The sequence below is a fragment of the Pseudomonas sp. FW507-12TSA genome (assembly GCF_058781435.1).
The window spans coordinates 215,334-237,212 of sequence record NZ_JBYSWT010000005.1 but is presented as its reverse complement, the minus strand read 5'-3'; the positions used below and the strand labels follow the sequence as shown (position 1 = coordinate 237,212).

Annotated in this window: 17 protein-coding genes; 13 read left to right on the top strand and 4 right to left on the bottom strand. The window is 65.7% G+C overall.

Going from position 1 to position 21,879, the window contains the following annotated elements; all coding sequences use genetic code 11:
* Positions 1–33 precede the first annotated feature (33 nt).
* Positions 34–2,370 carry a bifunctional acylase PvdQ gene (pvdQ, locus tag AC3WK8_RS07375; protein WP_103324214.1) on the bottom strand — a complete coding sequence of 779 codons (2,337 nt, stop codon included), beginning with the start codon at positions 2,368–2,370 and terminating at the stop codon, positions 34–36.
* A 300-nt stretch (positions 2,371–2,670) separates the two neighbouring features.
* Between pvdQ and AC3WK8_RS07370 the strand changes: the two genes are divergently transcribed.
* The gene (locus tag AC3WK8_RS07370; protein ID WP_085597521.1) at positions 2,671–3,051 is read left to right on the top strand and encodes a fe2+ zn2+ uptake regulation protein; all 381 of its coding nucleotides are present in this window, start codon (positions 2,671–2,673) and stop codon (positions 3,049–3,051) included.
* Between the two features lie 14 nt (positions 3,052–3,065).
* Here AC3WK8_RS07370 and AC3WK8_RS07365 read toward each other — a convergent pair whose 3' ends face one another.
* Positions 3,066–3,254: a hypothetical protein gene (locus AC3WK8_RS07365; RefSeq protein ID WP_022644278.1), complete on the bottom strand. Its 189-nt coding sequence runs from the start codon at positions 3,252–3,254 to the stop codon at positions 3,066–3,068.
* Between the two features lie 171 nt (positions 3,255–3,425).
* Between AC3WK8_RS07365 and AC3WK8_RS07360 the strand changes: the two genes are divergently transcribed.
* Positions 3,426–3,557 (top strand): hypothetical protein, encoded by a 132-nt coding sequence (locus tag AC3WK8_RS07360; RefSeq protein ID WP_022644277.1) that lies wholly within the window; start codon positions 3,426–3,428, stop codon positions 3,555–3,557.
* A gap of 55 nt (positions 3,558–3,612) precedes the next feature.
* On the opposite strand, the gene AC3WK8_RS07355 is transcribed toward AC3WK8_RS07360, so the two are convergent.
* On the bottom strand, positions 3,613–4,578 hold the full coding sequence (locus AC3WK8_RS07355; protein WP_103324215.1) for a LysR family transcriptional regulator: 966 nt from the start codon (positions 4,576–4,578) through the stop codon (positions 3,613–3,615).
* Between the two features lie 118 nt (positions 4,579–4,696).
* Here AC3WK8_RS07355 and AC3WK8_RS07350 point away from each other — a divergent pair, with 118 nt between their 5' ends.
* Positions 4,697–5,692 (top strand): aldo/keto reductase, encoded by a 996-nt coding sequence (locus AC3WK8_RS07350; protein ID WP_103324216.1) that lies wholly within the window; start codon positions 4,697–4,699, stop codon positions 5,690–5,692.
* 54 nt (positions 5,693–5,746) lie between these two features.
* Here the strand turns inward: AC3WK8_RS07350 and AC3WK8_RS07345 are convergent, their stop codons facing one another.
* Positions 5,747–6,277, bottom strand: coding sequence for a hypothetical protein (locus AC3WK8_RS07345; protein ID WP_022644273.1), 531 nt, complete (start codon positions 6,275–6,277; stop codon positions 5,747–5,749).
* Positions 6,278–6,718: 441 nt separating this feature from the next.
* Here AC3WK8_RS07345 and AC3WK8_RS07340 point away from each other — a divergent pair, with 441 nt between their 5' ends.
* The 10 genes from AC3WK8_RS07340 (at position 6,719) to AC3WK8_RS07295 (ending at position 21,874) form a co-directional block, all read left to right on the top strand.
* Complete coding sequence (locus AC3WK8_RS07340; protein WP_103324217.1) at positions 6,719–8,713, top strand: methyl-accepting chemotaxis protein; 1,995 nt, start codon at positions 6,719–6,721, stop codon at positions 8,711–8,713.
* 77 nt (positions 8,714–8,790) lie between these two features.
* Positions 8,791–9,246: an SRPBCC family protein gene (locus AC3WK8_RS07335; RefSeq protein WP_085597517.1), complete on the top strand. Its 456-nt coding sequence runs from the start codon at positions 8,791–8,793 to the stop codon at positions 9,244–9,246.
* Between the two features lie 154 nt (positions 9,247–9,400).
* The gene (locus AC3WK8_RS07330; RefSeq protein ID WP_103324218.1) at positions 9,401–11,182 is read left to right on the top strand and encodes a copper resistance system multicopper oxidase; all 1,782 of its coding nucleotides are present in this window, start codon (positions 9,401–9,403) and stop codon (positions 11,180–11,182) included.
* Complete coding sequence (locus tag AC3WK8_RS07325) at positions 11,179–12,078, top strand: copper resistance protein B (RefSeq protein WP_103324219.1); 900 nt, start codon at positions 11,179–11,181, stop codon at positions 12,076–12,078. The genes AC3WK8_RS07330 and AC3WK8_RS07325 overlap by 4 nt, the downstream gene beginning before the upstream one ends.
* Before the next feature lie 131 nt (positions 12,079–12,209).
* Positions 12,210–12,659, top strand: coding sequence for a DUF411 domain-containing protein (locus tag AC3WK8_RS07320; protein ID WP_103324220.1), 450 nt, complete (start codon positions 12,210–12,212; stop codon positions 12,657–12,659).
* Positions 12,656–13,090 carry a YqaA family protein gene (locus AC3WK8_RS07315; protein ID WP_085597513.1) on the top strand — a complete coding sequence of 145 codons (435 nt, stop codon included), beginning with the start codon at positions 12,656–12,658 and terminating at the stop codon, positions 13,088–13,090. The genes AC3WK8_RS07320 and AC3WK8_RS07315 overlap by 4 nt, the downstream gene beginning before the upstream one ends.
* Before the next feature lie 567 nt (positions 13,091–13,657).
* Positions 13,658–15,223, top strand: a complete 1,566-nt coding sequence (glgA, locus tag AC3WK8_RS07310) for a glycogen synthase GlgA (RefSeq protein WP_085597512.1) — start codon at positions 13,658–13,660, stop codon at positions 15,221–15,223.
* 14 nt (positions 15,224–15,237) lie between these two features.
* Positions 15,238–17,022: a malto-oligosyltrehalose trehalohydrolase gene (gene treZ, locus AC3WK8_RS07305; RefSeq protein WP_103324221.1), complete on the top strand. Its 1,785-nt coding sequence runs from the start codon at positions 15,238–15,240 to the stop codon at positions 17,020–17,022.
* Complete coding sequence (gene malQ / locus AC3WK8_RS07300) at positions 17,022–19,103, top strand: 4-alpha-glucanotransferase (RefSeq protein ID WP_103324222.1); 2,082 nt, start codon at positions 17,022–17,024, stop codon at positions 19,101–19,103. Before treZ ends, malQ begins: the two co-directional genes overlap by 1 nt.
* Positions 19,100–21,874: a malto-oligosyltrehalose synthase gene (locus AC3WK8_RS07295; protein WP_103324223.1), complete on the top strand. Its 2,775-nt coding sequence runs from the start codon at positions 19,100–19,102 to the stop codon at positions 21,872–21,874. Before malQ ends, AC3WK8_RS07295 begins: the two co-directional genes overlap by 4 nt.
* Positions 21,875–21,879: the final 5 nt, after the last annotated feature.

The following is a 21,879-nucleotide window of genomic DNA, read 5'->3' as shown; positions in this document are numbered from 1 at the left end:
GGGGCGGCCTTGAATGTTATCCCGCGCTTGAACTCAGCGGTGGACCAATGCCACCGGCTCCTTGCGCGCCTCCTCGATCACCTGCACCTGGTACTGGCCATCGGCGCGGATCTGCGCCTCGGTAAAGGGCAGTTCACTCCACTGATTGCGGGCGAAGGCCTCGGTCTGGTCGCGAAAATGCGCCGAGGCCGGATCGCTGGACAGGGAAAACGCCAGCAATCCCCTGGCCCGTGGTCCCTGCCCATCGAAACTGACGATGTTCAAGTAACTGGTGCCACTGACCACCTCGCGCTTGCCAGCCTCACCGGGCACGCTTTGCATGGCGTTGTAGATCCCCAGGCTCTCCGGCCCGCCGGGCACCGGGGTCGGCTGGCCACCCTGGCTGACCTGCTGGATATCGCCCCAGCGGACATCCTCGGCCAGCCCGGCCTCCTGCACCTGCTGCGCCGAAGCCAGCATCGCCTGGCGCAGCGCCTGGGCCACCGCCGGGCGACCAATGGCCAGCCCGCGCGGGGTGTGCTGTGGGTCCTTGGAGTCGAACGCCACGCGCCAGGCATCAGGCTCCTGCAACATGGCCTGCATGATGCCCTGGAAGTGCACGAAACCCAGGCCAGCCTGCAGGCCCGCGCTGCGATCCCAGGTCTTCAAGCTGCGGCACAGCGCATCCAGGCGCTGGGCATCCGCCCCCAACTCTCCTGCGCAGAACTGCAACAGATCCGGCATCACCTGGCCCGCCAGGTATACCTGGTCGTCGCTGACCAGATGCTGCAAGTCGCTGGGCTGGGCCTGGTGCAGTCGACTCAGGCGGTCGAGGGCAAAGCGCGCGCGCATTTTCAGAGGCACATCCTGCTGGCTGATGACCGGCGAAAAGCCTTCCAGCGGCTTGGCCGGGTTGACCATCCAGGCCGAGTCGTTGGAGTGCTGCAGATAGTCGTTGCGCGCCAATTGCGGCAGTTGGCCGGCGGCGAAGATACCCGGCTGGGCCGCTGCCGGGTCGATGTCCCAGGCGCAGGCCTGGCGCGAGCCGTCGAGGACGATGACCTGGGTGCCCGCCCGTGGATCGCTGCATTGCGCCAGCTTGGCCTGGGTGACGTTGGGCACCACCGACTGGTTCATGTACAACGCCCGGCCCTGGTCATCCACCGCCAGGGTATTGACCCAGGGAATGCCCTGCCAGTGATGCACGCTATCCTGCAGGCCGGAGACGCTGGTGGCCTGGTTCATCGCCGCCCACTGGGCCAGCACCCGGGTATTGCCCAGGTTGGCATCGCGCAGGCTGTAGGCATGCTGGCGATCCCAGTCCAGCTCGCCCGGCCACTGCACCACCGGGCCGAATACCGAGCTGTACAAGGTGCGCGAGTGGTCATGCAACTGACCGTCCGCGCCCTTGCCCTGCACCGTCACCACCTGGCGCTCCAGGGGCAGCGAACGACCATCGAGCAGGTAGCGGGTCGGGTCCTTCGGGTCCAGCTGCAAGCGATACAGGGTGAAGTGCTTGGAGGTATCGACCGTGTGGGTCCAGGCCAGGTGCTGGTTGAAGCCGATATTGATCAGCGGCAAGCCAGGCAAGGCCGCTCCCATCACGTCCAGCTGGCCGGGAATGGTCAAGTGCATCTGGTAGAAGCGCATGCCGCCAATCCAGGGGAAGTGCGGGTTGGCCAGCAACATGCCGCGACCGTTGAACGAACGTTCGCTGCCGATGGCCACTGCATTGCTGCCCCGATCCAGGGCAAAGCGTTGCTGGCGCGCGGCCGCCAGCTGCCAGGCCTGCGCCGACAACCCGGCCTGCGCCACGCTCCCCGGTGGCGTAGCGCCAGCCAGGGCCTCGGCGAACTGGCCGGCGCCACCTTCGACCAGCAGGCGCCGGGTCAGCTTCACCAGGTCCGCGGTGGTCAACGGGCGCACCCACTCGCCCTTGCATTGTTCGGGCAGCCCCTGGGCCTGGCGCTCCGCCAGCTGGCGGTTGTAGCCCTCGACATACCCCTGCATGCGCTCGCGCATCGCTACCGGTTGCGCCTGCCAGAATGCCTCCACCGCCTGGGGGGTGTTCAACCAACTGAAAAACACGTCGCTGCCCAAGTTGTCCCGCTGCTCCAGGGTCTGGCCCTCGGGACCGAAGTAGCGTGAGCGCTGGCCGTTGACCGTCAGCACTTCACTGGCCAGCAGGCACAGGTTGTCCTGGGCGTAGGCATAACCGATGCCATAGCCCAGGCCTCGCTCATCGGTTGCACGGATATGCGGTACGCCGAAGCTGGTGCGGCGAATTTCGGCACGGGTCTGCTCCGGCTGGGCCAGCGCCTGGGCGCCGCAACTGAAACTCAGAAACAGGGCTGCAAGGCAAACGTTCGATAACTGCCTGGAAATGATCACGCCGACTCCTGATACGAAAACACAGAACCAGGACTGGAGGGCTGCAAGGAATTGGCAAGATCGCCAGCCTGGGTATCCGGCCGCGCACGAGGGAACCGGCGCCTGCCTGCCATACAGACGAAATCGATGAAAAAAAATTAACCGGCGCAGAGCCCGCCAGCTGGGACCATCACATGTCAGCGACTTGATACCGACAAATTTTCTACATCCAGAGACTCATGATTTGTCGTGCTCGTTCGTCTAGTTACTAGAGCACCCATCATTCTTTTCCTGATCAGGCTCTGATTAAGGAGTTTCTGCATGTACAACCAGCAACTGCCAATGGACGGCAATATCGTGAACAGAACGCCCTCCCTCGACGCCGGCGCCAGCGTCTTCGGCAAGCAAGTCGAGCGCAACAGCAACGACCGGATCAAGCAGATGCTCAAGAGCTTCGGCCTGCGTACCAGCCTGATTCGCCTGAAAGTCATCGACGCCTTGCTGGTAGCGGCCCAGAGCGACCGCTCCCTGGGGGTACGAGGCATCCACAGCCAACTGCTGGAGCTGGATATCCCGTTATCGTTCCTCAGTGTGCGCGAAGTGTTGAAGCGCTTGTGCAGCGAAGGGGTCATCACCCTCAATGCAGACAAGAGCTACAGCCTGCATCAACAGGCTGCAGCGGTACTGGACGGCCTGGCCTGAGGCCGTCCACGGGCTCAGGGCTTGACCTTGCGCCGCATCACGCCGTTGAGCACCACGACGATGACCGCCACGGCGATGGCGATGTACTGGAAGGTCTTTTCATCGATGACGCCGCTGTTCTGCAGGTAGGAAAGGCCAAGCATGATTCCCAGGACCGCCAGGGAAATCAGAATCGAATATTTCAAACGTTGTGATTGAGTCATTGCGGGAATCCTGAAGCTGAAATTGTATCCGCCGTGTATCGAGGCCGATGCCAAGCACATACCCGGATTCGGGGATGCGCGCGGCGAATCGGGGTCATATGTTACAGGCGCAAAGGAGTTTTTTCTTCCTGGTTGCCCTGTCGTGTTCCCCGAGTCCTTGAGGATTGATAAATGTTCCGTCGAATCACCCTGTTGATTCCCCTGCTGGCCATGCTGACCCTGTCAGGCTGCATCATCATGCCCCGCGATGGCTGGCATCACCGCTACCATGACGGCGGCCCGGGCTACTACTACCACCGTTGAGCGACTGCCAGCGCCGAGCCATCCGGCCAGTCCACCGGCCACCACGCATCGCCCACTAGCCACGCCCGCCCTGTCGCGGGCGTTTTGCTGCCTGGGCCCGGCCTTGATTGCGACCACGGATGAGTTCGTCCTGCCGGGCGAACAGCTCCACCAGCCAGTCGACGAACACCCGTATGCGAGTCGAAAGGTGGCGCTGGGGCGGATACAACGCTGTCAACGGCAAGGGCGGTGGCGCATGTTCCGCCAGCACCTCTTGCAAGACACCGGCCTGCAGTTGCCGGGCGGCATGGTAGTACGGGGTCTGGATCAAGCCGTAGCCCGCTTCGCAGGCCGCCAGGTAGCCATCGGCACTGTTGACGGCGACCTGCTTGGGCAGGTTGATCTCATGCAGCTCACCGTCCACCAGGAACTCCAGGCCATAGCGTTTGCCGGAAACCGCCGAGAAGTACTCCACCATCCGATGTCCCTGCAACTGCGCCACGGAGGTCGGAACACCTTGCTCGCGCAAATAGCCGGGGCTGGCGCAAGTCACCTGGGCCATCTGCGCCAGAGGGCGCGCCACCAGGCTTTCGTCCAGTAGCGGACCGCCACGCAAGGCACAGTCCACGCCCTCGCGAATCAGGTCCACCGGGCGGTCATTGAGACCGATCTCCAGTTCGAGCAAGGGATAGCGCGCGGAGAACTCCGGCAGCGCCGGCATCACGATCAGGTGGCCGATACCGGCCGGCATGTCGATCCGCAAGGTGCCCCGGGGATTGTGCCGCCCCTGGGAAAAGGCCGCCTCGGCCTCCTCCAGATCTGCCAGCAGGCGTATGCAACGCTGGTAATAAGCGGCTCCGTCCAGGGTCGGGCTGACCTGGCGGGTGGTGCGGTGCAGCAACTGCACTCCCAGGTGCGCCTCCAACTGCTTGATCAGGATGGTCACCGAGGCCCTGGGCAGTTGCAGGCTATCGGCCGCCCGGGCAAAACCGCCAAGCTCGACGATCCGGGTGAACACGCGCATGGCGTTGAAACGATCCATGGAAAACGCTCTTTATTATTTGGAATATCTTAATAGTGCTAGCGTTTTTAGCCGGTTTATCGCTGTTTTGTCGAGTAGCACAATGAGCGCCTCCCCACTACCACTGGAGTAGCCAGCGATGCACACTCGACAACTGGGCCACAACGGCCCGCAGGTTTCCGCCATTGGCCTGGGCTGCATGGGCATGAGCGATTTCTACACCACCGGCAGCGATTCCCGGGAGTCGATCGCCACCCTGCACCGGGCGCTGGACTTGGGCGTGACCCTGCTGGACACCGCCGACATGTACGGCCCCCACAGCAATGAAGAACTGATCGGCCAGGCCATTCGCGGCAAGCGCGAACAAGTGGTGCTGGCCAGCAAGTTCGGCATTGTCCGTGACCCCGCCAATGCCTCGGCCCGTGGCGTCGATGGTCGCCCGGAGTATGTGCGCGCCGCCATCGATGGCAGCCTGCGACGCCTGGGCGTGGATACCCTGGACCTCTACTACCAGCACCGGGTCGACCCACAGGTGCCGATCGAGGAAACCGTCGGCGCCATGGCCGAACTGGTCAAGGCCGGCAAGGTGCGCTACCTGGGCTTGAGCGAAGCCTCGGCGGCGACCCTGGAACGGGCGCACAAGGTCCACCCCATCAGCGCCCTGCAAAGCGAATACTCATTGTGGAGCCGCGACCCCGAGGAAAACGGCTGCCTTGCCACCTGCCAGCGCCTGGGCATCGCTTTCGTTCCCTACAGCCCGCTGGGCCGGGGGTTTCTCACCGGCGCCCTGAAGAGCCCGGACGACTTCGCCGCCGATGATTACCGGCGTTTCAACCCGCGTTTCCAGGGAGAGAACTTCCAGCGCAACCTGCGCCTGGTGGAACAGGTGCAGCAGCTGGCAATACAGAAGGAGGTCAGCGCTGGGCAACTGGCCCTGGCCTGGGTCCTGGCCCAGGGCGAATACCTGATACCCATCCCCGGCACCAAGCAGCGGCGCTATCTGGAGGAGAACGTAGCGGCCCTGGACGTGCGCCTGAGCGCCGATGACCTGGCGCCGCTGGACCGCATCTTCAGCTCGCAAGCCACCGCCGGCACTCGCTACAGCGAAGAGGTGCTGGCCCTGCTGGACCGCTGAAACGACAAGGCCGGGGTCGCTGGAAAGCGCCCCGGCCCTTTTGCGAAACCCGGCTCAGGCCTTGGCGGAGGTGGCGCCGTCTTTGTTGGGTACCGTGGTGCCGTTGCCCTTGCCGTAGTTCTGCAGGCTCTGCAGGACGTAGATGGCCTTCTTGTACTCGGGAATCAGGTAGTTGGCGTACTTGTTGCCCTTGAGGTTGTTGTTCTGGATATCGTCGATCTTCATCGCGAAGTATTCCAGGGCGTTGAAAGGCTCCTCGGGGTTTTTCGGGATGCCGAAACGGTCGAACTTGTCACCGGCATTGAGCAGGTTCAGCGCAGTGACATCGGAGATCAGGCCGTTGTTCTTGAGGAAAGTGCTCATGCCACCCAAGGACTTGATGGTGACATTCGTCGGATCGAAGCCCTTGATCTGCTTGTGCAGCTTCAACTGATCCATCTTGCGCACGTCGAGCACGGTAGCGTTCTGCCCCACCATGGTCAGGATCTGGCGCACCTTGGCGCTCTGCGGGGCTTTCTTGACGTCGCCGCCTCCCTGCAACAGGCCTGCCTTGCTGCTCCAGCCGCCAACGTATCCGATTGCCATACTGCAACTCCTGTAGTCCGGCTTGTCGATTCCCCTGTCCTGCCATCATGGAACCTTCGTAAAGCTCCGGGCAGACCTCTGAAACAGGTCGCAAGCCATGGTGAAACATCTGAATGGGGGCAAGTATCAACGCCGAAACAATTCGCGCCAACGAATTATTTCGGAAATTTACATTTTTTATACATTTCCGACAAATTCGCCAAAAGCCCCTGATTTAAAGGGCCTGGCCTCTATTCAAGGCTACTCTCGGAGCATTTTTGCGGTCCTTGCCGGTTACCGCTCCCCACGTCGCTGGCACTTAGGCAAACTCCTTGCAAACAAAATCGATTTTTCTGGACGAACGTCCTAAAGAGCGCATGTCCAGCGCCGATACCTTCTTAATGCCCTGCATAAGGCGCAGCTCTCCCAAAGAATAAGAAACGCTCGGTAAGGACAGGTCCCATGCCCGCTTTGCGCACGATTCAAGCCCGCTACACGCTCTTTCTGGTCCTGTTCATAGCCGTGATGCTGGTACTCACGGTGTTGGGTATCGGCCAGCTGGTGGCCCCCAAGTTGCGTCATACCGAAGAACAGGTCGCCCTGGACCGCATCGCCGAAGTGGCGCAACGCATCCAGGGTGAACTGAACAAGGTCCAGGCACAGCAACGCAGCATTACCCAGACCGTCGCCCTGCTCGACAGCGACAGCATCGACCGGGTCTTGCCGGGACTGGTGGACCAGTATGGAGAGCAGAAGGTCTTCGGCGGTGGCATCTGGCCCCTGCCCGGCCAGCGCACTCCAGGGCGCGCCAAGCACAGTACCTTCTGGCACCGCGATGCCTCGGGCCAGCTCAAGGTCAATACCTTCTGGAACAGCGACGCGGCGCCCAACTACTACGACCAGCCCTGGTACAAGGGCGGCATGCGGACCGCCCCGGGCCAATGCGCCTGGGCCGCCGCCTACAAGGACGATGCCAGCGCCGAACCGCGTACCAACTGCGCCATGGCCATCAGCCAAGACGGCGTGCCCTATGGCGTGGCCACCATCGACGTGACCCTGGGCTTCTTCAATGACCTGGTGGCCGCCCAGGAAAAGACCCTGGGCGCGCAGATGCTGATCGTCGAGGCCGACGGCAAGATCATCAGCAACAGTTCGCGGATCAATGGCCCCATCGTCCTGAAGAACATCGCCGAACTGGCCAGCAGCTCGGCCTTCGTCGCCCAGGTGCAGCAGGCCCTGGGCAATCGCGGCAGCGGCCTGCAGCGCCTGGAGTTCGACAACGCCGGGGAACCGAGCACCTTCTTCATGCAGCCTATCGAGGGCACCCCCTGGTTCCTCGCCAGCTCCCTGCCCAACCGCCTGATCACCGCCCAGCGCGACGACGTGCTGAGCACCCTGGGCCTGCTGCAACTGCCCATGGTGATCCTGCTGGTGCTGCTGCAGGTCTATGCCATCGGCCAGCTGGTGCAGCGCATGAAGGCCCTCAAGGCCAACATCGACACCCTGGCCACCGGCGACGCCGACCTGACCCGGCGCATCACCATCCGCGCCGAGGATGAGCTGGGAGCCATCGGCCACTCGGTCAATCGATTCATCATCTATCTGCAGGACATGATCGGCGAGGTGACCCAGGCCACCGAGGCCATGGCCGGCAGCCTGCAACAACTGCAACGCACCAGCGAGCAAAGCGGACAGATCCTCGCCCGGCACGCCTCGGAAACCGACCAGACCGTCACCGCCATCACCCAGATGAGCTCCACCGCCGACAGCGTGGCGGCCAATGCCGCCGAAACCGCGGCATTCACCCAGCGCGCCAACGAGCATGCCGAGCGTTCGCGAGTGGTGGTGGGCGAAGCGTCCGGCAGCGTGATCGCCCTGATCGACGAAGTGGCCAGCGCCACCCACAAGGTCGAGGCCATGCAGCAAGATGCCCAGCGCATCACCGAGATCCTCGGGGTGATCGGCGCCATCGCCGGACAGACCAACCTGCTGGCGCTCAACGCCGCCATCGAGGCGGCCCGGGCCGGGGAGCAGGGTCGCGGCTTTGCCGTGGTGGCCGACGAAGTACGCGCCTTGGCCGCCCGTACCCAGGCCAGTACCTCGGAAATCAACGAGATGCTCACTCGCCTGACTCAGGGGGTCAGCTCCTCGGTCAGCGCCATGGAAAACACCCAGGCCAGCTGCCAGTCGGCGGCCGATGCCACTGCCCGGGTCAACTCGGGCCTGGATGAAATGGCCGGTTCGGTCAGCCAGATCAACAGCCTGAGCACCCAGATCGCCACCGCCGCCGAGCAACAGAGCGCGGTCACCGAGGAAATCAACCGCAGCATGGTGAGCATCCGACATATGGTCGAGGAACTGCTGCAAAGCGGCCAGGCCAGTGAACACAACACCCAGAGCCTGGTCCAGGCCAACCAGCGGGTCAGTGCCCTGATGGGTCGCTTCAAAGTCCGCTGAATGGTCGAGCGCACTCCCGCCCCAGCGCGGGAGTGCGACTATATTTGCAGCTCCGGCCACAAGGAGGTGCATGCATCATGGGCCAGCACCAGCCCCACCTGACGGGCGAATACATCAGCCAGCAGCGGTACATCGCCGCCAGCATCGATACGGTCTACTACTACCTTTCCCAACCCGACCGCTGGCACGAATGGCATCCCGGGTCCCTGCGTGCCGATACCGGCCTGGGCGGCTCGCTGCCGGCCGGCCACAGGTTCAGCGAAACCATCAACCTGCTGGGCTTGCAGGTGCACCTGAGCTGCCGGGTCCTGTACGCAGTGCTGCCCAGGGAGTTCAAGATAGTGTTCAGCTCCGCGCCCCTGGATGGCATCGTCCACTACCAGTTGCGCAAACAGGGCGACGGCACCCTGCTCAAGCACAGCCTGCAATACTCCACCGACCTCAATCTCGGCGGCTTGCGCTCGCGCATGGAGCGTTGTTGCGAGCAGGCCCTGGACAACCTCAAGCGCCTCCTCGAAGCAGCGCCTGGCTGATCTAGCGCCTGGGCCCGGATACCGCCGACGGTCGGGCCCAACACCCCATCAGCCACGCTGACAAATCTGTAACCTGAACCTCAGTTGGCTGACAGCCAGCGCCGATTAGTCTCTGCCTGAACCTGAATCCCAGGACTGACAGGACTCACTCGGCATGCTTGGCAATCCAACACGACGCAGCTTGATCAAGGGCATGGGCATCGTCGGCGCACTGGCCGGCAGCGGCCTCTGGCACTCCCCCGCCTGGCCCCGGGCCAACCCTGGCCTGCCCCAGGAAATACGCGGTCGACAGTTCGACCTGCACATCGGCCAGACGCCGGTGAACTTCAGCGGTACCCCGCGCACCGCGATGACCATCAATGGCGGCCTGCCCGGCCCGCTGCTGCGCTGGCGCGAAGGCGATACAGTGAGCATCCGCGTGAGCAACCGCCTGGAGGAAGACACCTCGATCCACTGGCACGGCATCCTCCTGCCGGCCAACATGGACGGCGTGCCCGGCCTGAGTTTCGCCGGCATCGCCCCGGGCAGCGTCTACGAGTACCGCTTCCAGGTCCGCCAGCACGGCACCTATTGGTACCACAGCCATTCCGGGCTGCAGGAGCAGGCCGGGGTCTATGGCCCGCTGGTGATCGATCCCCGGGAGCCGGAGTCGTTCCAGTACGATCGCGAGCATGTGCTGCTGCTCAGCGACTGGAGCGACCTTGCACCACAGCGCCTGATGCAGATCCTGAAAAAGCAGTCCGGCTACTTCAATTACCACAAGCGCACCTTGGGCGATTTCATCGACGATGCCGGCCGCGATGGCTGGGCCGCGACCCTGGCTGATCGCAAGATGTGGGCCGAAATGAACATGAGCCCCACCGACCTGGCCGACATCAGCGCCGCCAGCTACAGCTACCTGCTCAACGGCCAGACCCCGGGCAGCAACTGGACCGGGCTGTTCAAGCCCGGCGAACGGCTGCGCCTGCGGCTGATCAACGCCTCGGCCATGAGCTACTTCGATGTGCGCATCCCGGGATTGCAGATGACGGTGGTCGCCGCCGACGGCCAGCAGGTGCGCCCGGTCAGCGTCGACGAGTTGCGCATCGCCGTGGCCGAGACCTACGACGTGCTGGTGGAACCCGGCCGCGAGCCGGCCTACACCGTCTTCGCCCAGTCCATGGATCGTACCGGCTATGCCCGTGGCACCCTGGCGGTGAGCCACGGCCTGGGCGCCCTCGTACCGCCCCTGGATCCGCGTCCACTGCTGAGCATGGCCGACATGGGCATGAGCCACGGCGCCATGGCGCCCGCGGGCATGGGGGACAGGCCGGGGATGGGGCACGAGCCGATGGCCGCCATGGACCATGGCGACATGCAGGGCATGGACCACAGCCAGGCCAGCGAGATGGCGCCAATGCAACGCCACCCGCCGTCGGAGCACGGCAATCCGCTGGTGGACATGCAGACCATGAACCCGACGCCAAAACTCGCCGACCCGGGCCTCGGCCTGCGCGATAACGGCCGCAGGGTGCTGACCTACGCCGACTTGCGCAGCACCTTCGAGGATCCCGACGGCCGCGAGCCCAGCCGCACCATCGAGCTGCACCTGACCGGACACATGGAGAAGTTCGCCTGGTCCTTCGATGGCATCAAGTTCAGCGACGCCCAACCCTTGCGCCTGGCTTATGGCGAGCGGGTGCGGATCGTCCTGGTCAACGACACCATGATGACCCACCCCATCCACCTGCACGGCGTATGGAGCGACCTGGAGGACGAACAGGGACGCTTCCAGGTGCGCAAGCACACCATCGACATGCCCCCCGGCACCCGCCGCAGTTATCGGGTCACCGCCGATGCCCTGGGCCGCTGGGCCTATCACTGCCACCTGCTGTACCACATGGAGATGGGCATGTTCCGCGAAGTACGCATCGACCAGGAAGGAAGTCCGTCATGAAGCACCAGCCTGCTGCGCCGTTGCCCGGCTTGCTGCTCGGCCTGGGCCTGGTGGCCAGCGCCGCCAATGCCACGCCCGACCCTGTCGGCATGGACCACCGGAGCATGCCCGGCATGGCGCCCGGCGCGATGTCCACCATGGATCACGGCGCCCACGGCCTGGCCCCTACCCCAGCCTGGGAACGCAGCCGGACGCCGATCCCGACGCCTACCGAAGCCGATCGACGCGCAGCCTTTCCCGAGGTGTCAGGCCATGGTGTCCATGACCAGGCGATCAATTCGCTCTGGCTGATCAACCAGCTGGAATACCAGGATGCCGACCGCGGCAGTACCCTGGCCTGGGAAATGAATGCCTGGATCGGTGGCGATATCGAGCGCTTGTGGCTGCGCAGCGAAGGCGAACGCAACGACGGTCGCAGCGAGAAAATCGAGCTCGAGGCGCTCTGGGGCCATGCCATCGGCCCTTGGTGGGACCTGGTCGGCGGTGTGCGCCAGGATTTCAAACCCGCCTCGCCCCAGACCTGGGCCGCCATCGGCCTGCAGGGCATGGCCTTGTACAACTTCGAAAGCCAGGTCACCGCCTACCTCGGCGAAGGCGGCCAGACGGCCCTGCGCCTCAAGGGCGACTATGACATGTTGCTGAGCAACCGCTTGATCCTGCAGCCCACGGTGGAGGTCAACCTCTATGGCCGCAACGATCCGGAACGGCGCCTGGGATCGGGCCTGGCGCAAACCGAAGTCGGGCTGCGCCTGCGCTATGAACTGGATCGCCAGTTCGCCCCCTACCTGGGCGTGACCTGGAACCGCAGCTACGGCAGCAGTGCCGATTACGCCCGTGCCGAAGGCGACAAACCCAGCGAGGCACGCCTGGTACTGGGTGTCCGCCTGTGGTTCTGACCCCGGGTGCCCGCCTGTGTCTTGTATAACCTTGATACACAAGCCTCGCTCCTGGCGCTGTAAAAAACGCAAAATGCACGGCGATTCGCGCAGCCCCCAGGGCGCCATCTTCGATCCACACGAGACTCACGATGAAATCCACCCTGCGTCTGGCGGCCCTGTCCGCCCTGTTGTTCGCTTCCCTGGCCCAGGCCGCCGCCCCCATCGACATCGATGTGCACCGCGACGCCAATTGCGGCTGCTGCAAAAAGTGGATCGAACACTTGCAAGCCAATGGTTTCAAGGTCCATGACCATGTCGAGAACGACATGAGCAGCCTCAAGCAGCGCCTGGGCGTGGCCCCGCGCCTGGCCTCTTGCCATACCGCGGTGCTCGACGGCAAGTTCGTCGAGGGCCATGTACCGGCCGAGCAGGTCCTGGCCTTGCGCAAGCGCGATGACCTGCTGGGCATCGCCGCCCCCGGCATGCCCATGGGATCGCCGGGCATGGAAATGGACGGCATGGGCGCCGACGCCTACCAGGTCATCGGCCTGACCAAGGAAGGTCGGGACGTGGTGGTCGCGGACTACCCGGCCCGTTGATCGGCGTCTACTTCGGCTTGTTCCTGGCGGCCTTCGGCGCCGCCACCCTGCTACCGCTGCAGTCCGAAGCACTGCTGGCAGGCCTGCTGCTCAACGGCCAATGGTCGGTGCCGGGCCTGTGGCTGGTGGCGACCCTGGGCAATGTCCTCGGCTCGTTGGTCAACTGGTGGCTGGGGCAGCGCCTGGAGCACTACAAGGACCGCCGCTGGTTCCCCGTCGGCCCGCGTCACCTGCAACGGGCCCGGGTGCATTACCAGCGCTACGGGCATTGGTCGCTACTGCTGAGCTGGCTGCCGCTGATCGGCGACCCACTGACCCTGGTGGCCGGGGTGATGGGCGAGCCGCTCAAGCGCTTCCTGCTGATCGTCAGCCTGGCCAAGGGCGCGCGTTATGCGGTGCTGGCTTGGCTGACCCTGGGCTGGATCGCCTGATCCCCAGGCTCCATAGCAGATTCCCGGCTGACCGCCGAAGGTTTGCGGCCTTTGCCGCAGCGTCACGGTCTCAGCAGCGGCTGTTTATAGGTTGCGAGGTCGCAGCCTGCTTCGTGTAGATACCGTCTTGCCCATTATCGGGCCAACCCGAAGCCCCCAATGCCCCATCACGGGCCGACTCGCAGTCGACGCACCCCTTTCGGGCATTTCCAGGCCCTGCGCGGGCGACCTTTCGTCGGCTGCATCCCATGTCCTGCCTGGCGCCACGGTGAAACGCGCGCCCCATCCGGCACCGCCAAGGCTTCTGTCCTAGACTGGCTCTCGCATCGTGACCAGGCAGTCACAGCGGCAGGAAAAAAGTCGAAACTTTTCATTCCAGCCCAGGGTCAGGGTAAAGGTAGGGCCGCTGCCGCTGGTGCATTCCTTGCAGCGACTCCTCCATCCATTCTGCTTCAGCACTCGGGCAGCACGGGCTGATCGAAGTGCGATGCGTTCGTGCCCGGCCACAGGAACCGGCCGGCACGGCGTGCAATACGCCAAAACAGATCGACGACACGGGAGAGACATATGATCAGCGCTGTATTGGATACCCAGGGAGAACCCATTCCGCAGCAGGCCGGTGGACGCAGCCATCCCCTGGTCCCGCTCCCCGGGAGCAGGACGATACTGCCGCTGGCCCACCAGAACCCCAATCGCAAACGGGTGCTGTTCGTCACCTCGGAGCTCACCGACCTGGTCAAGACCGGCGGCCTGGGCGACGTCTCCGCCGCCCTGCCCCGGGCCATGGCCCATCTGCACGACGTACGGGTGCTGATTCCTGGCTATCCGCAGGTCCTGCACAGCGAGAACCCAATCCACGTCATCGGCGAACTGGGCGGCCATGCCGCGCTGCCGGCCTGCAAGATCGGCCGCATGGACATGCCCGACGGCCTGGTGATCTACGTGCTGATCTGCCCCGAGCTCTATGAGCGCGAAGGCACGCCCTATGGCGCCAACAACGGCCGCGACTGGCCGGACAACCATATCCGCTTCGCCCGCCTGGGCCTGGCCGCCGCCGATATCGCCGCCAACCTGGCGCAGATCCACTGGTGCCCGGACCTGGTGCATGCCCACGACTGGCCCGCCGGCCTGGCACCGGCCTACATGCACTGGCGCGGCCAACGCACCCCGACGTTGTTCACCATCCACAACCTGGCCTACCAGGGCGTGGTCAGCCTGGCCTGCTGCCCGGAACTGGGCATCCCCGAGCACGCCCTGCAACAAGAAGGCATGGAGTTCTACGGCAAGTTGTCGTTCCTCAAGGCGGGCATGGCCTATGCCAGCCACATCACCACGGTGAGCGCCACCTACGCCCGGGAGATCACCACCCCGGACTTCGGCTGCGGGCTCGACGGCTTCCTGGCCAGCAAGACCCAGCAAGGCCTGCTCAGCGGTATTCCCAACGGTATCGACGAAAGCTGGGACGCCGCCACCGACCCGCACCTGTTCTGCCCCTTCGGCATCGGTGACTGGGATGGCAAGGCCGTCAACGCCGCCCACGTACGCCAGCTGTTCGGCCTGGAGCCAAGCGCCGGACCGTTGTTCGCCGTGGTATCGCGGCTGGTCTACCAGAAAGGCCTGGACCTGACCGAAGCGGTGGCCGAGTTCATCGTCGACGCTGGTGGCCAGATCGCCATCATCGGCCGCGGCGAACCGGAGGAAGAACAAGCCATGCGCGAGCTGGCCCGGCGCTTCCCCGGCCGCGTCGGCGTGCATATCGGCTTCAACGAGACCGATGCCCGGCGGATGTTCGCCGGCAGCGACTTCCTGCTCATGCCCTCGCGCTACGAGCCCTGTGGCCTGAGCCAGATGTACGCCCAGCGCTTCGGCTCGCTGCCGGTGGCCCGCAACACCGGCGGCCTGGCGGACACCATCGACGACGGTGTCACCGGCTTCCTGTTCGACGAGTCCAGCGTGGCCAGCTACCAAGGCGCCTTGCAGCGCGCCTTCCAGGTATTCGCCCGGCCCGCGCTGCTGCATGCCATGCGCTGTCGGGCCATGGCCGCGCCCTTCAACTGGTGCCAGGCGGTGGAACCCTACGCCGAACTCTACGAGCAACTGGTGACCCAGGCCTTGGGCTACACCGCCAGGTAAGGGAGCACTGACAGATGCCAGCAAGCACGCCATCCAGCCTGCGCCACGGCGCAGTGCTGCTCGACGCCGAACGGACCCGCTTCGCACTCTGGGCCCCGGATGCGCACCATGTCAGCGTGGAACTGGGCAACGGCCAGTCCGTGCCCATGCTGCCCCAGCCCGAAGGCTGGTTCATGATCCAGGCGCGCTGCCCGGCGGGCAGCCGCTACCGGTTCAATATCGACGGCCAGTTGCAGGTGCCGGACCCGGCGTCCCGGGCCCAGGACGGCGGCGTGCATGGCCCCAGCCTGGTGGTCGATCCCCAGGCCTATGTCTGGCAGCATCCACAGTGGGCCGGCCGGCCCTGGGCCGAAGCGGTGATCTACGAACTGCACGTGGGCTTGCTGGGCGGCTACCAGGGAGTGCAGCAGGTGCTGCCGGCGCTGGTGGAACTGGGGGTGACGGCCATCGAACTGATGCCCCTGGCGCAGTTCCCCGGTGAACGCAACTGGGGCTACGACGGCGTCCTGCCCTATGCCCCGCAAGCCTCCTATGGCACGCCCGAGCAACTCAAGGCCATGGTGGACGCGGCCCACGGCCTGGGCCTTGGGGTGATCCTGGACGTGGTCTACAACCACTTCGGCCCCGACGGCAACTATTTGCAGCGCTACGCCAGCCCATTCTTTCGCGAGGACCGACAGACCCCCTGGGGGGCCGCCATCGACTTCCGTCGCCGGCCGGTGCGCGACTTCTTCATCGACAACGCCTTGATGTGGCTGCTGGACTACCGCTTCGACGGCCTGCGCCTGGATGCGGTGCATGCCATCGACGATCCGGGCTTCCTGAAGGAGCTGGCCCAGCGGGTGCGCGAAGCTGTTCCCGGCGACCGCCAGGTGTGGCTCAACCTGGAGAACGAGGCGAACCAGGCCAGCCTGTTGCAGCACGGCTTCGATGCCCAGTGGAACGACGATGGCCATAACGCCCTGCACGTATTGCTCACCGGGGAAACGGAGGCTTACTACGCTGACTTCGCCGAACAGCCGACCCAGCAGCTGGCGCGCTGCCTGGGCCAGGGCTTCGCCTTCCAGGGCCACCTGGACCGCCATGGGCGGCGGCGCGGCGAACCCAGCGCCCACTTGCCGCCCAGTGCCTTCGTGCTGTTCTTGCAGAACCACGACCAGATCGGCAACCGCGCGTTCGGCGAACGCCTCAACCAGCTGGCCCCGCCCCAAGCCTTGCACGCGGCCACGGTGCTGTTGCTGCTGGCACCGATGATCCCGCTGCTGTTCATGGGTGATGAAGTGGCGGCGCAGGAACCTTTCCTGTTCTTCACCAGCCACCAGGGCGAACTGGCCGAAGCCGTGCGCCAAGGCCGGCGCGACGAATTCGCCGCCTTCAGCGCCTTCGCCGACGCCTCGGAGCGCCAGCGCATTCCCGATCCCAATGCGCAGTCGACCTTCCAGGCCTCGCGTCCGGGCCATGACGGCGAGCAGGCCGAGGCCACCCGGGCGCTGTACCGCGAACTGCTGCGGATCCGCCACCGCGAGCTGGTGCCGCGCCTGCCCGGAGCCCGCGCCCTGGGCGCCGAGGTGCTGGCCGAGGGCGCCCTCACCGCCCGCTGGCGCCTGGGCGATGGCAGCCTGCTGCGCATCGACCTCAACCTCAGCGCGCACCGGGTCGAACTGCAGCCCGGGACCGATGCCCAGCCGTGGTTCCAGTACCCGCCAGGCACCCTGGAAGATTGGCGCCAGGGCTGGTTGCCGGCCTTCAGCGCGCTAGTGCAATTGCAGCCTGCGACAGCCCCCGATGGAGAGCGTTAATGAGCGATGCGCAACTGGAAATACTCGCCAGCCGCGCCGGCCTGGCGGTGGACTGGATCGACGCCAACGGCCGGCCGCAGAAGGTCGAGGCCCGGGTCCTGCGGGCGGTACTGGCCGGATTGGGCCACCCGGCCGGCAACGGCCAGGAGATCGAACGCAGCCTGCAGCAACTGCAACAGCGGCAGCAGGGCCGGCACCTGCCGCCACTGCTGACCGCCGACGTCGGCCAGGGCCTGGACCTGGCCCGTTATTTCCCGGCGCAGACCCAGTGCCGGGTGCAGCTGGAAGACGGCAGCAGCCGGCAATTGCAGCTCGATGACGAAAGCCGGTTGCCCGGGGAATTGCCCGTGGGCTACCACAGCGTGGACATCGAGGACGAACGCTTCATCCTCGCCGTGGCCCCCGAACGTTGCTACAGCGTGGCCGACGCAGTGGCCGACCAGCCGCCGCGGGCCTGGGGCCTGGGGGTGCAGTTGTACGCCCTGCGCCGCAGCGGCGATGGCGGTTTCGGCGATACCCAGGCCCTGGAGGAGCTGGCCCGCCAGGCCGCCGAACGTGGCGCCGATGCCCTGGCCATCAGCCCGCTGCACGCGATGTTCAGCTGCGATCCGCAGCGCTATAGCCCCTACTCGCCCTCCAGCCGGTTGTTCCTCAACAGCCTGTACGCCGCCCCGGGGGCGATCCTTGGCGAACGGGCCTGGCGTACCGCCATCGAGGCCTGTGGCCTGGGCCCGCAGTTGCAGGCGCTGGAGCAACAACCGCTGATCGACTGGCCGGCAGTGGCCCAGGCCAAGCAACAGGTGCTGCGCGAGCTGTACCAGGGCTTCCGCCATGGCGAGCACCCGCTGCACCAGGACTTCGCCAGCTATCGCCAGGCTGCCGGCGAGGCCCTGGAAAACCACTGTCGTTTCGAGGCGATCCAAGCCTTGCGGGTGGCCCGTGGCGAAGATCCGGACTGGCGCCATTGGCCGCCGTACTGGCGCGACCCGGCCAGCCCGGAACTGGCACGCCTGGCCGAGGAGCAAGCCGAGGAAATCGACTTCCATGCGTTCTGCCAATGGCTGATCGCACGCAACCTGGAGCGCGTGCAAAGCGCGGCCCGTAGCAGCGGCATGGGCATCGGCCTGATCGCCGACCTGGCGGTGGGCGCCGACGGTGGCGGCAGCCAGGCCTGGAGCCGCCAGGATCAGTTGCTGGCCGAGCTGACCGTGGGCGCCCCGCCGGACATTCTCAACCGCCAGGGCCAGGGCTGGGGGATCTCGGCCTTCTCTCCCGAAGGCCTGCAACGCAATGGCTTTCGTGCCTTCATCGAGATGCTGCGGGCCAACTTCGCCCATGCCGGCGGCTTGCGCATCGACCATGTGATGGGCTTGCAGCGGCTCTGGGTGATTCCCCTGGGCGCCCCACCCTGCGATGGAGCATACCTGTACTACCCAGTGGACGACCTGCTGCGCCTGCTGGCCCTGGAATCCCAGCGCCACCAGGCCATCGTCCTCGGCGAGGACCTGGGCACGGTGCCCGATGGCCTGCGGGAAAAGCTCGCCGCAAAGGGCATGCTCGGCATGCGCGTGCTGCTGTTCGAGCAGGACCAGGGCTGTCATTTCAAGCCAATCCTGGACTGGCCGGACAACGCCCTGGCCACCACCAGCACCCATGACCTGCCGCCCCTGGCCGGTTGGTGGCACGGCCGCGACATAGAGTGGAACCAGCGCCTGGAACTGGTGGATGACGCCGGGGCCAGGCACTGGCGCGAACATCGCCAGCGCGAGCGCGACGGCCTGCGCCAGGCCCTGGGCCGGGACCCGCAGAACTTTCGCGAGCCGTTGGATGAAACCGACCAGTTGCTCGACGCCAGCGTGCGCTTCCTCGGCCATACCCGTGCGCCCCTGGTGCTGTTGCCGCTGGAGGACGCGCTGGGCATCGATGAGCAAGCCAACCTGCCAGGCACCGTCGAGGGTCACCCCAATTGGCGCCGGCGCCTGGCTGGGAGTGCCCGGCGCCTGCTGGACGACACCGACGCCGCGCGGCGCCTGGAACAACTGGCGTGCGCCCGGCGACAAGCACAGGAGCGTGATCGATGAACCTAGAACCTACCCTGGAATTGCGAGCCAGCCTGCGCCTGCAGTTCCACCAGGGCTTCACCCTGGATGACGCCGTGCCGCTGGTGCCCTACTTCGCACGCCTGGGCATCAGCCACCTCTATGCCTCGCCCTTGCTCAGCGCCCGTGCCGGCTCGATGCACGGCTATGACGTGGTGGACCCGACCCGGGTCAACCCGGAGCTGGGCGGCGAAGCGGCCCTGGAGCGCCTGGTGACCGCCCTGCGCGAGCACGACATGGGGCTGATCCTGGATATCGTCTCCAATCACATGGCGGTCGGGGGCGCCGATAATCCCTGGTGGCTCGACCTGCTGCGCTGGGGGCGCCTGAGCCCCTATGGCGAGTTCTTCGATATCCAGTGGCACTCGTCCGACCCGCTGATGGCCGGCCAGCTGCTACTACCATTCCTGGGCAGCGACTACGGCCAGGCGTTGCAGGAAGGCAGCCTGCAATTGCATCTGGACGATGACTTGCGGGGGTTCCATGTCCGCCACCACGAGCATCGCTTCCCCATCTGCCCCGGCGACTATGCAGAGTTGCTGCACCCTGACGGCGCAGCGGCCGAAACCTTGAAGCCTTTGGCCGACGCCTTCGCCGCCCTGCGCTTCAACAGCGATGCCCACGCCCAGGCGCAGGCCTTGCAACAGGCCCTGGGCGAGGCACTGCAACAACCCGAGGTGCGCGAGGCCGTGGAGCACAAGCTTGTCGACTATGACTCCCGCCAGGCCGCCGGCTTCGAACGCCTGCACCAATTGCTGGAGCGCCAGGTCTATCGCCTGGCCAGTTGGCGCACGGCTGCCGACGACATCAACTGGCGCAGGTTCTTCGACATCAACGAACTGGGTGGCCTGCGGGTCGAGCGGCCTGCGGTATTCGAAGCGACCCACGGCAAGATCTTCGAGCTGATCCGGCGCCGTCTGGTAGATGGCCTGCGCATCGACCATGTCGACGGCCTGGCCGACCCCCGAGGCTATTGCCGCAAGCTGCGGCGCCGGGTCGATCGCCTGCGTCCCGGCGAGCACTTGCCGATCTATGTGGAGAAGATCCTCGGTGCCGGTGAAACCCTGCATCGCGACTGGGGGGTCGACGGCAGCACCGGCTACGAGTTCATGAACCAGCTATCGCTGCTGCAACTGGACCCGGCCGGCCAGGCGCCCCTGGCCGAACTCTGGAGCCAGCACAGCCAGCGCTCGTCGCAGTTCGTCGACGAGGCGCGCTTGGCTCGCCAGCAGATCCTCAATGGTTCCCTGGCCGGGGACTTCGAAAGCGTGGCCCAGGCCCTGTTGCAAGTGGCAAGGCTGGACCTGATGAGTCGCGACCTGACCCTGGGCGCCATCCGCCGGGCCTTGCAGGAGCTGATCGTGCACTTCCCGGTGTACCGCACCTATATCGGCGGATGCGGCCGCGGGCCCCAGGACCAGCGTTTTTTCCAGCAAGCGCTGGAAGGCGCCCGGGCCAGCCTCAGCGAAGCCGACTGGCCGGTACTGGATTACCTGGACCGCTGGCTCGGCGGCCAGGGCTGGCGCCAGGTGCCACCAGGGCCGGCGCGCAGCCTGTTGCGCCATGCCGGGGTGCGCTTCCAGCAACTGACCTCGCCCGCGGCGGCCAAAGCCGTGGAAGACACGGCCTTCTATCGCTCGGCGGTGCTGCTGGCGCGCAACGATGTCGGCTTCGATCCCCAGGCCTTCAGTGCGCCACTGGCGGCGTTCCACCAGGCCTGCAGCGAGCGCCTGGAGAACTTTCCCGACAACCTGCTGGCCACCGCCACCCATGACCACAAGCGCGGCGAGGACAGCCGGGCCCGGCTGGCGGTGCTCAGCGAACGCGGCACCTGGTATGCCCGGCAAGTAGCCCATTGGCGAGCCCTGGCAGTGCCGCTGCGCACCAGCGCCGATGCCCCCTCGGCGGCGGACGAGCTGATTCTCTACCAGAGCCTGCTGGGCAGCTGGCCCCTGGACCTGCAGGCCGACGCGGGCCCGGCCCTGGAGGAATATGCCCGACGCATCTGGCAATGGCAGCTCAAGGCCCTGCGCGAGGCCAAGCTGCACAGCGGCTGGTCCGCCCCCAACCCGCCATACGAAGAGGCCGTGCAGGCCTTCGTCGAGAACCTGCTGCTCGCGCCCCGGGGCCTGGAACTGCGCCAATCGATCGCCGCCGCGGCCCGCTCCATCGCCCCCGCCGGCGCCCTCAACAGCCTGGCCCAGACCCTGTTGCGCCTGACCGTGCCCGGGGTCCCCGACCTGTACCAGGGCAATGAGTTCTGGGACTTCAGCCTGGTGGACCCGGACAACCGCCGGCCGGTGGACTACCAGGCCCGGCGCCAGGCCCTGGAGCAGCCGGCCACGGCGGCCCAGTGGCTGGCCCACTGGCACACCGGCCACATCAAGCAAGGCCTGATCGCCCGCACCCTGGAGCTGCGCCGGCAACATCCGCAGCTGTTCCGGCATGGCAGCTACCAGCCGTTGCAGGTCCTGGGGCAGCGGGCCGGCCAGGTCCTGGCCTTCCTGCGCGAATACCGCCAGCAGCGAGCGCTGGTACTGGTGCCGGTACGGGTCGCCGGGCTGCTCGGTGACAGTCCGCTGCCGCACGTGGATGCCGCGCTCTGGGGCGATACCCGGGTGCAACTGCCATTCGCCGCCCCGGGGCGCAATCTGAATGGACTTTTTGCCAACGCGACAGTCACAGCCCACAGGGAGCTGATGCTCGCCGAGGTCCTGCGGGACTTCGCGTTGAACCTCTTGATCGACCATTGAATCCA

Bases quoted from the DNA above. Each gene is read 5' to 3' on its own strand.
- AC3WK8_RS07370 (WP_085597521.1), top strand. From the start codon at position 2,671: ATGTACAACCAGCAACTGCCAATGGACGGCAATATCGTGAACAGAACG.
- AC3WK8_RS07365 (WP_022644278.1), bottom strand. From the start codon at position 3,254: ATGACTCAATCACAACGTTTGAAATATTCGATTCTGATTTCCCTGGCG.
- AC3WK8_RS07360 (WP_022644277.1), top strand. From the start codon at position 3,426: ATGTTCCGTCGAATCACCCTGTTGATTCCCCTGCTGGCCATGCTGACC.
- AC3WK8_RS07355 (WP_103324215.1), bottom strand. From the start codon at position 4,578: ATGGATCGTTTCAACGCCATGCGCGTGTTCACCCGGATCGTCGAGCTT.
- AC3WK8_RS07350 (WP_103324216.1), top strand. From the start codon at position 4,697: ATGCACACTCGACAACTGGGCCACAACGGCCCGCAGGTTTCCGCCATT.
- AC3WK8_RS07345 (WP_022644273.1), bottom strand. From the start codon at position 6,277: ATGGCAATCGGATACGTTGGCGGCTGGAGCAGCAAGGCAGGCCTGTTG.
- AC3WK8_RS07340 (WP_103324217.1), top strand. From the start codon at position 6,719: ATGCCCGCTTTGCGCACGATTCAAGCCCGCTACACGCTCTTTCTGGTC.
- AC3WK8_RS07335 (WP_085597517.1), top strand. From the start codon at position 8,791: ATGGGCCAGCACCAGCCCCACCTGACGGGCGAATACATCAGCCAGCAG.
- AC3WK8_RS07330 (WP_103324218.1), top strand. From the start codon at position 9,401: ATGCTTGGCAATCCAACACGACGCAGCTTGATCAAGGGCATGGGCATC.
- AC3WK8_RS07325 (WP_103324219.1), top strand. From the start codon at position 11,179: ATGAAGCACCAGCCTGCTGCGCCGTTGCCCGGCTTGCTGCTCGGCCTG.
- AC3WK8_RS07320 (WP_103324220.1), top strand. From the start codon at position 12,210: ATGAAATCCACCCTGCGTCTGGCGGCCCTGTCCGCCCTGTTGTTCGCT.
- glgA (WP_085597512.1), top strand. From the start codon at position 13,658: ATGATCAGCGCTGTATTGGATACCCAGGGAGAACCCATTCCGCAGCAG.
- treZ (WP_103324221.1), top strand. From the start codon at position 15,238: ATGCCAGCAAGCACGCCATCCAGCCTGCGCCACGGCGCAGTGCTGCTC.
- malQ (WP_103324222.1), top strand. From the start codon at position 17,022: ATGAGCGATGCGCAACTGGAAATACTCGCCAGCCGCGCCGGCCTGGCG.
- AC3WK8_RS07295 (WP_103324223.1), top strand. From the start codon at position 19,100: ATGAACCTAGAACCTACCCTGGAATTGCGAGCCAGCCTGCGCCTGCAG.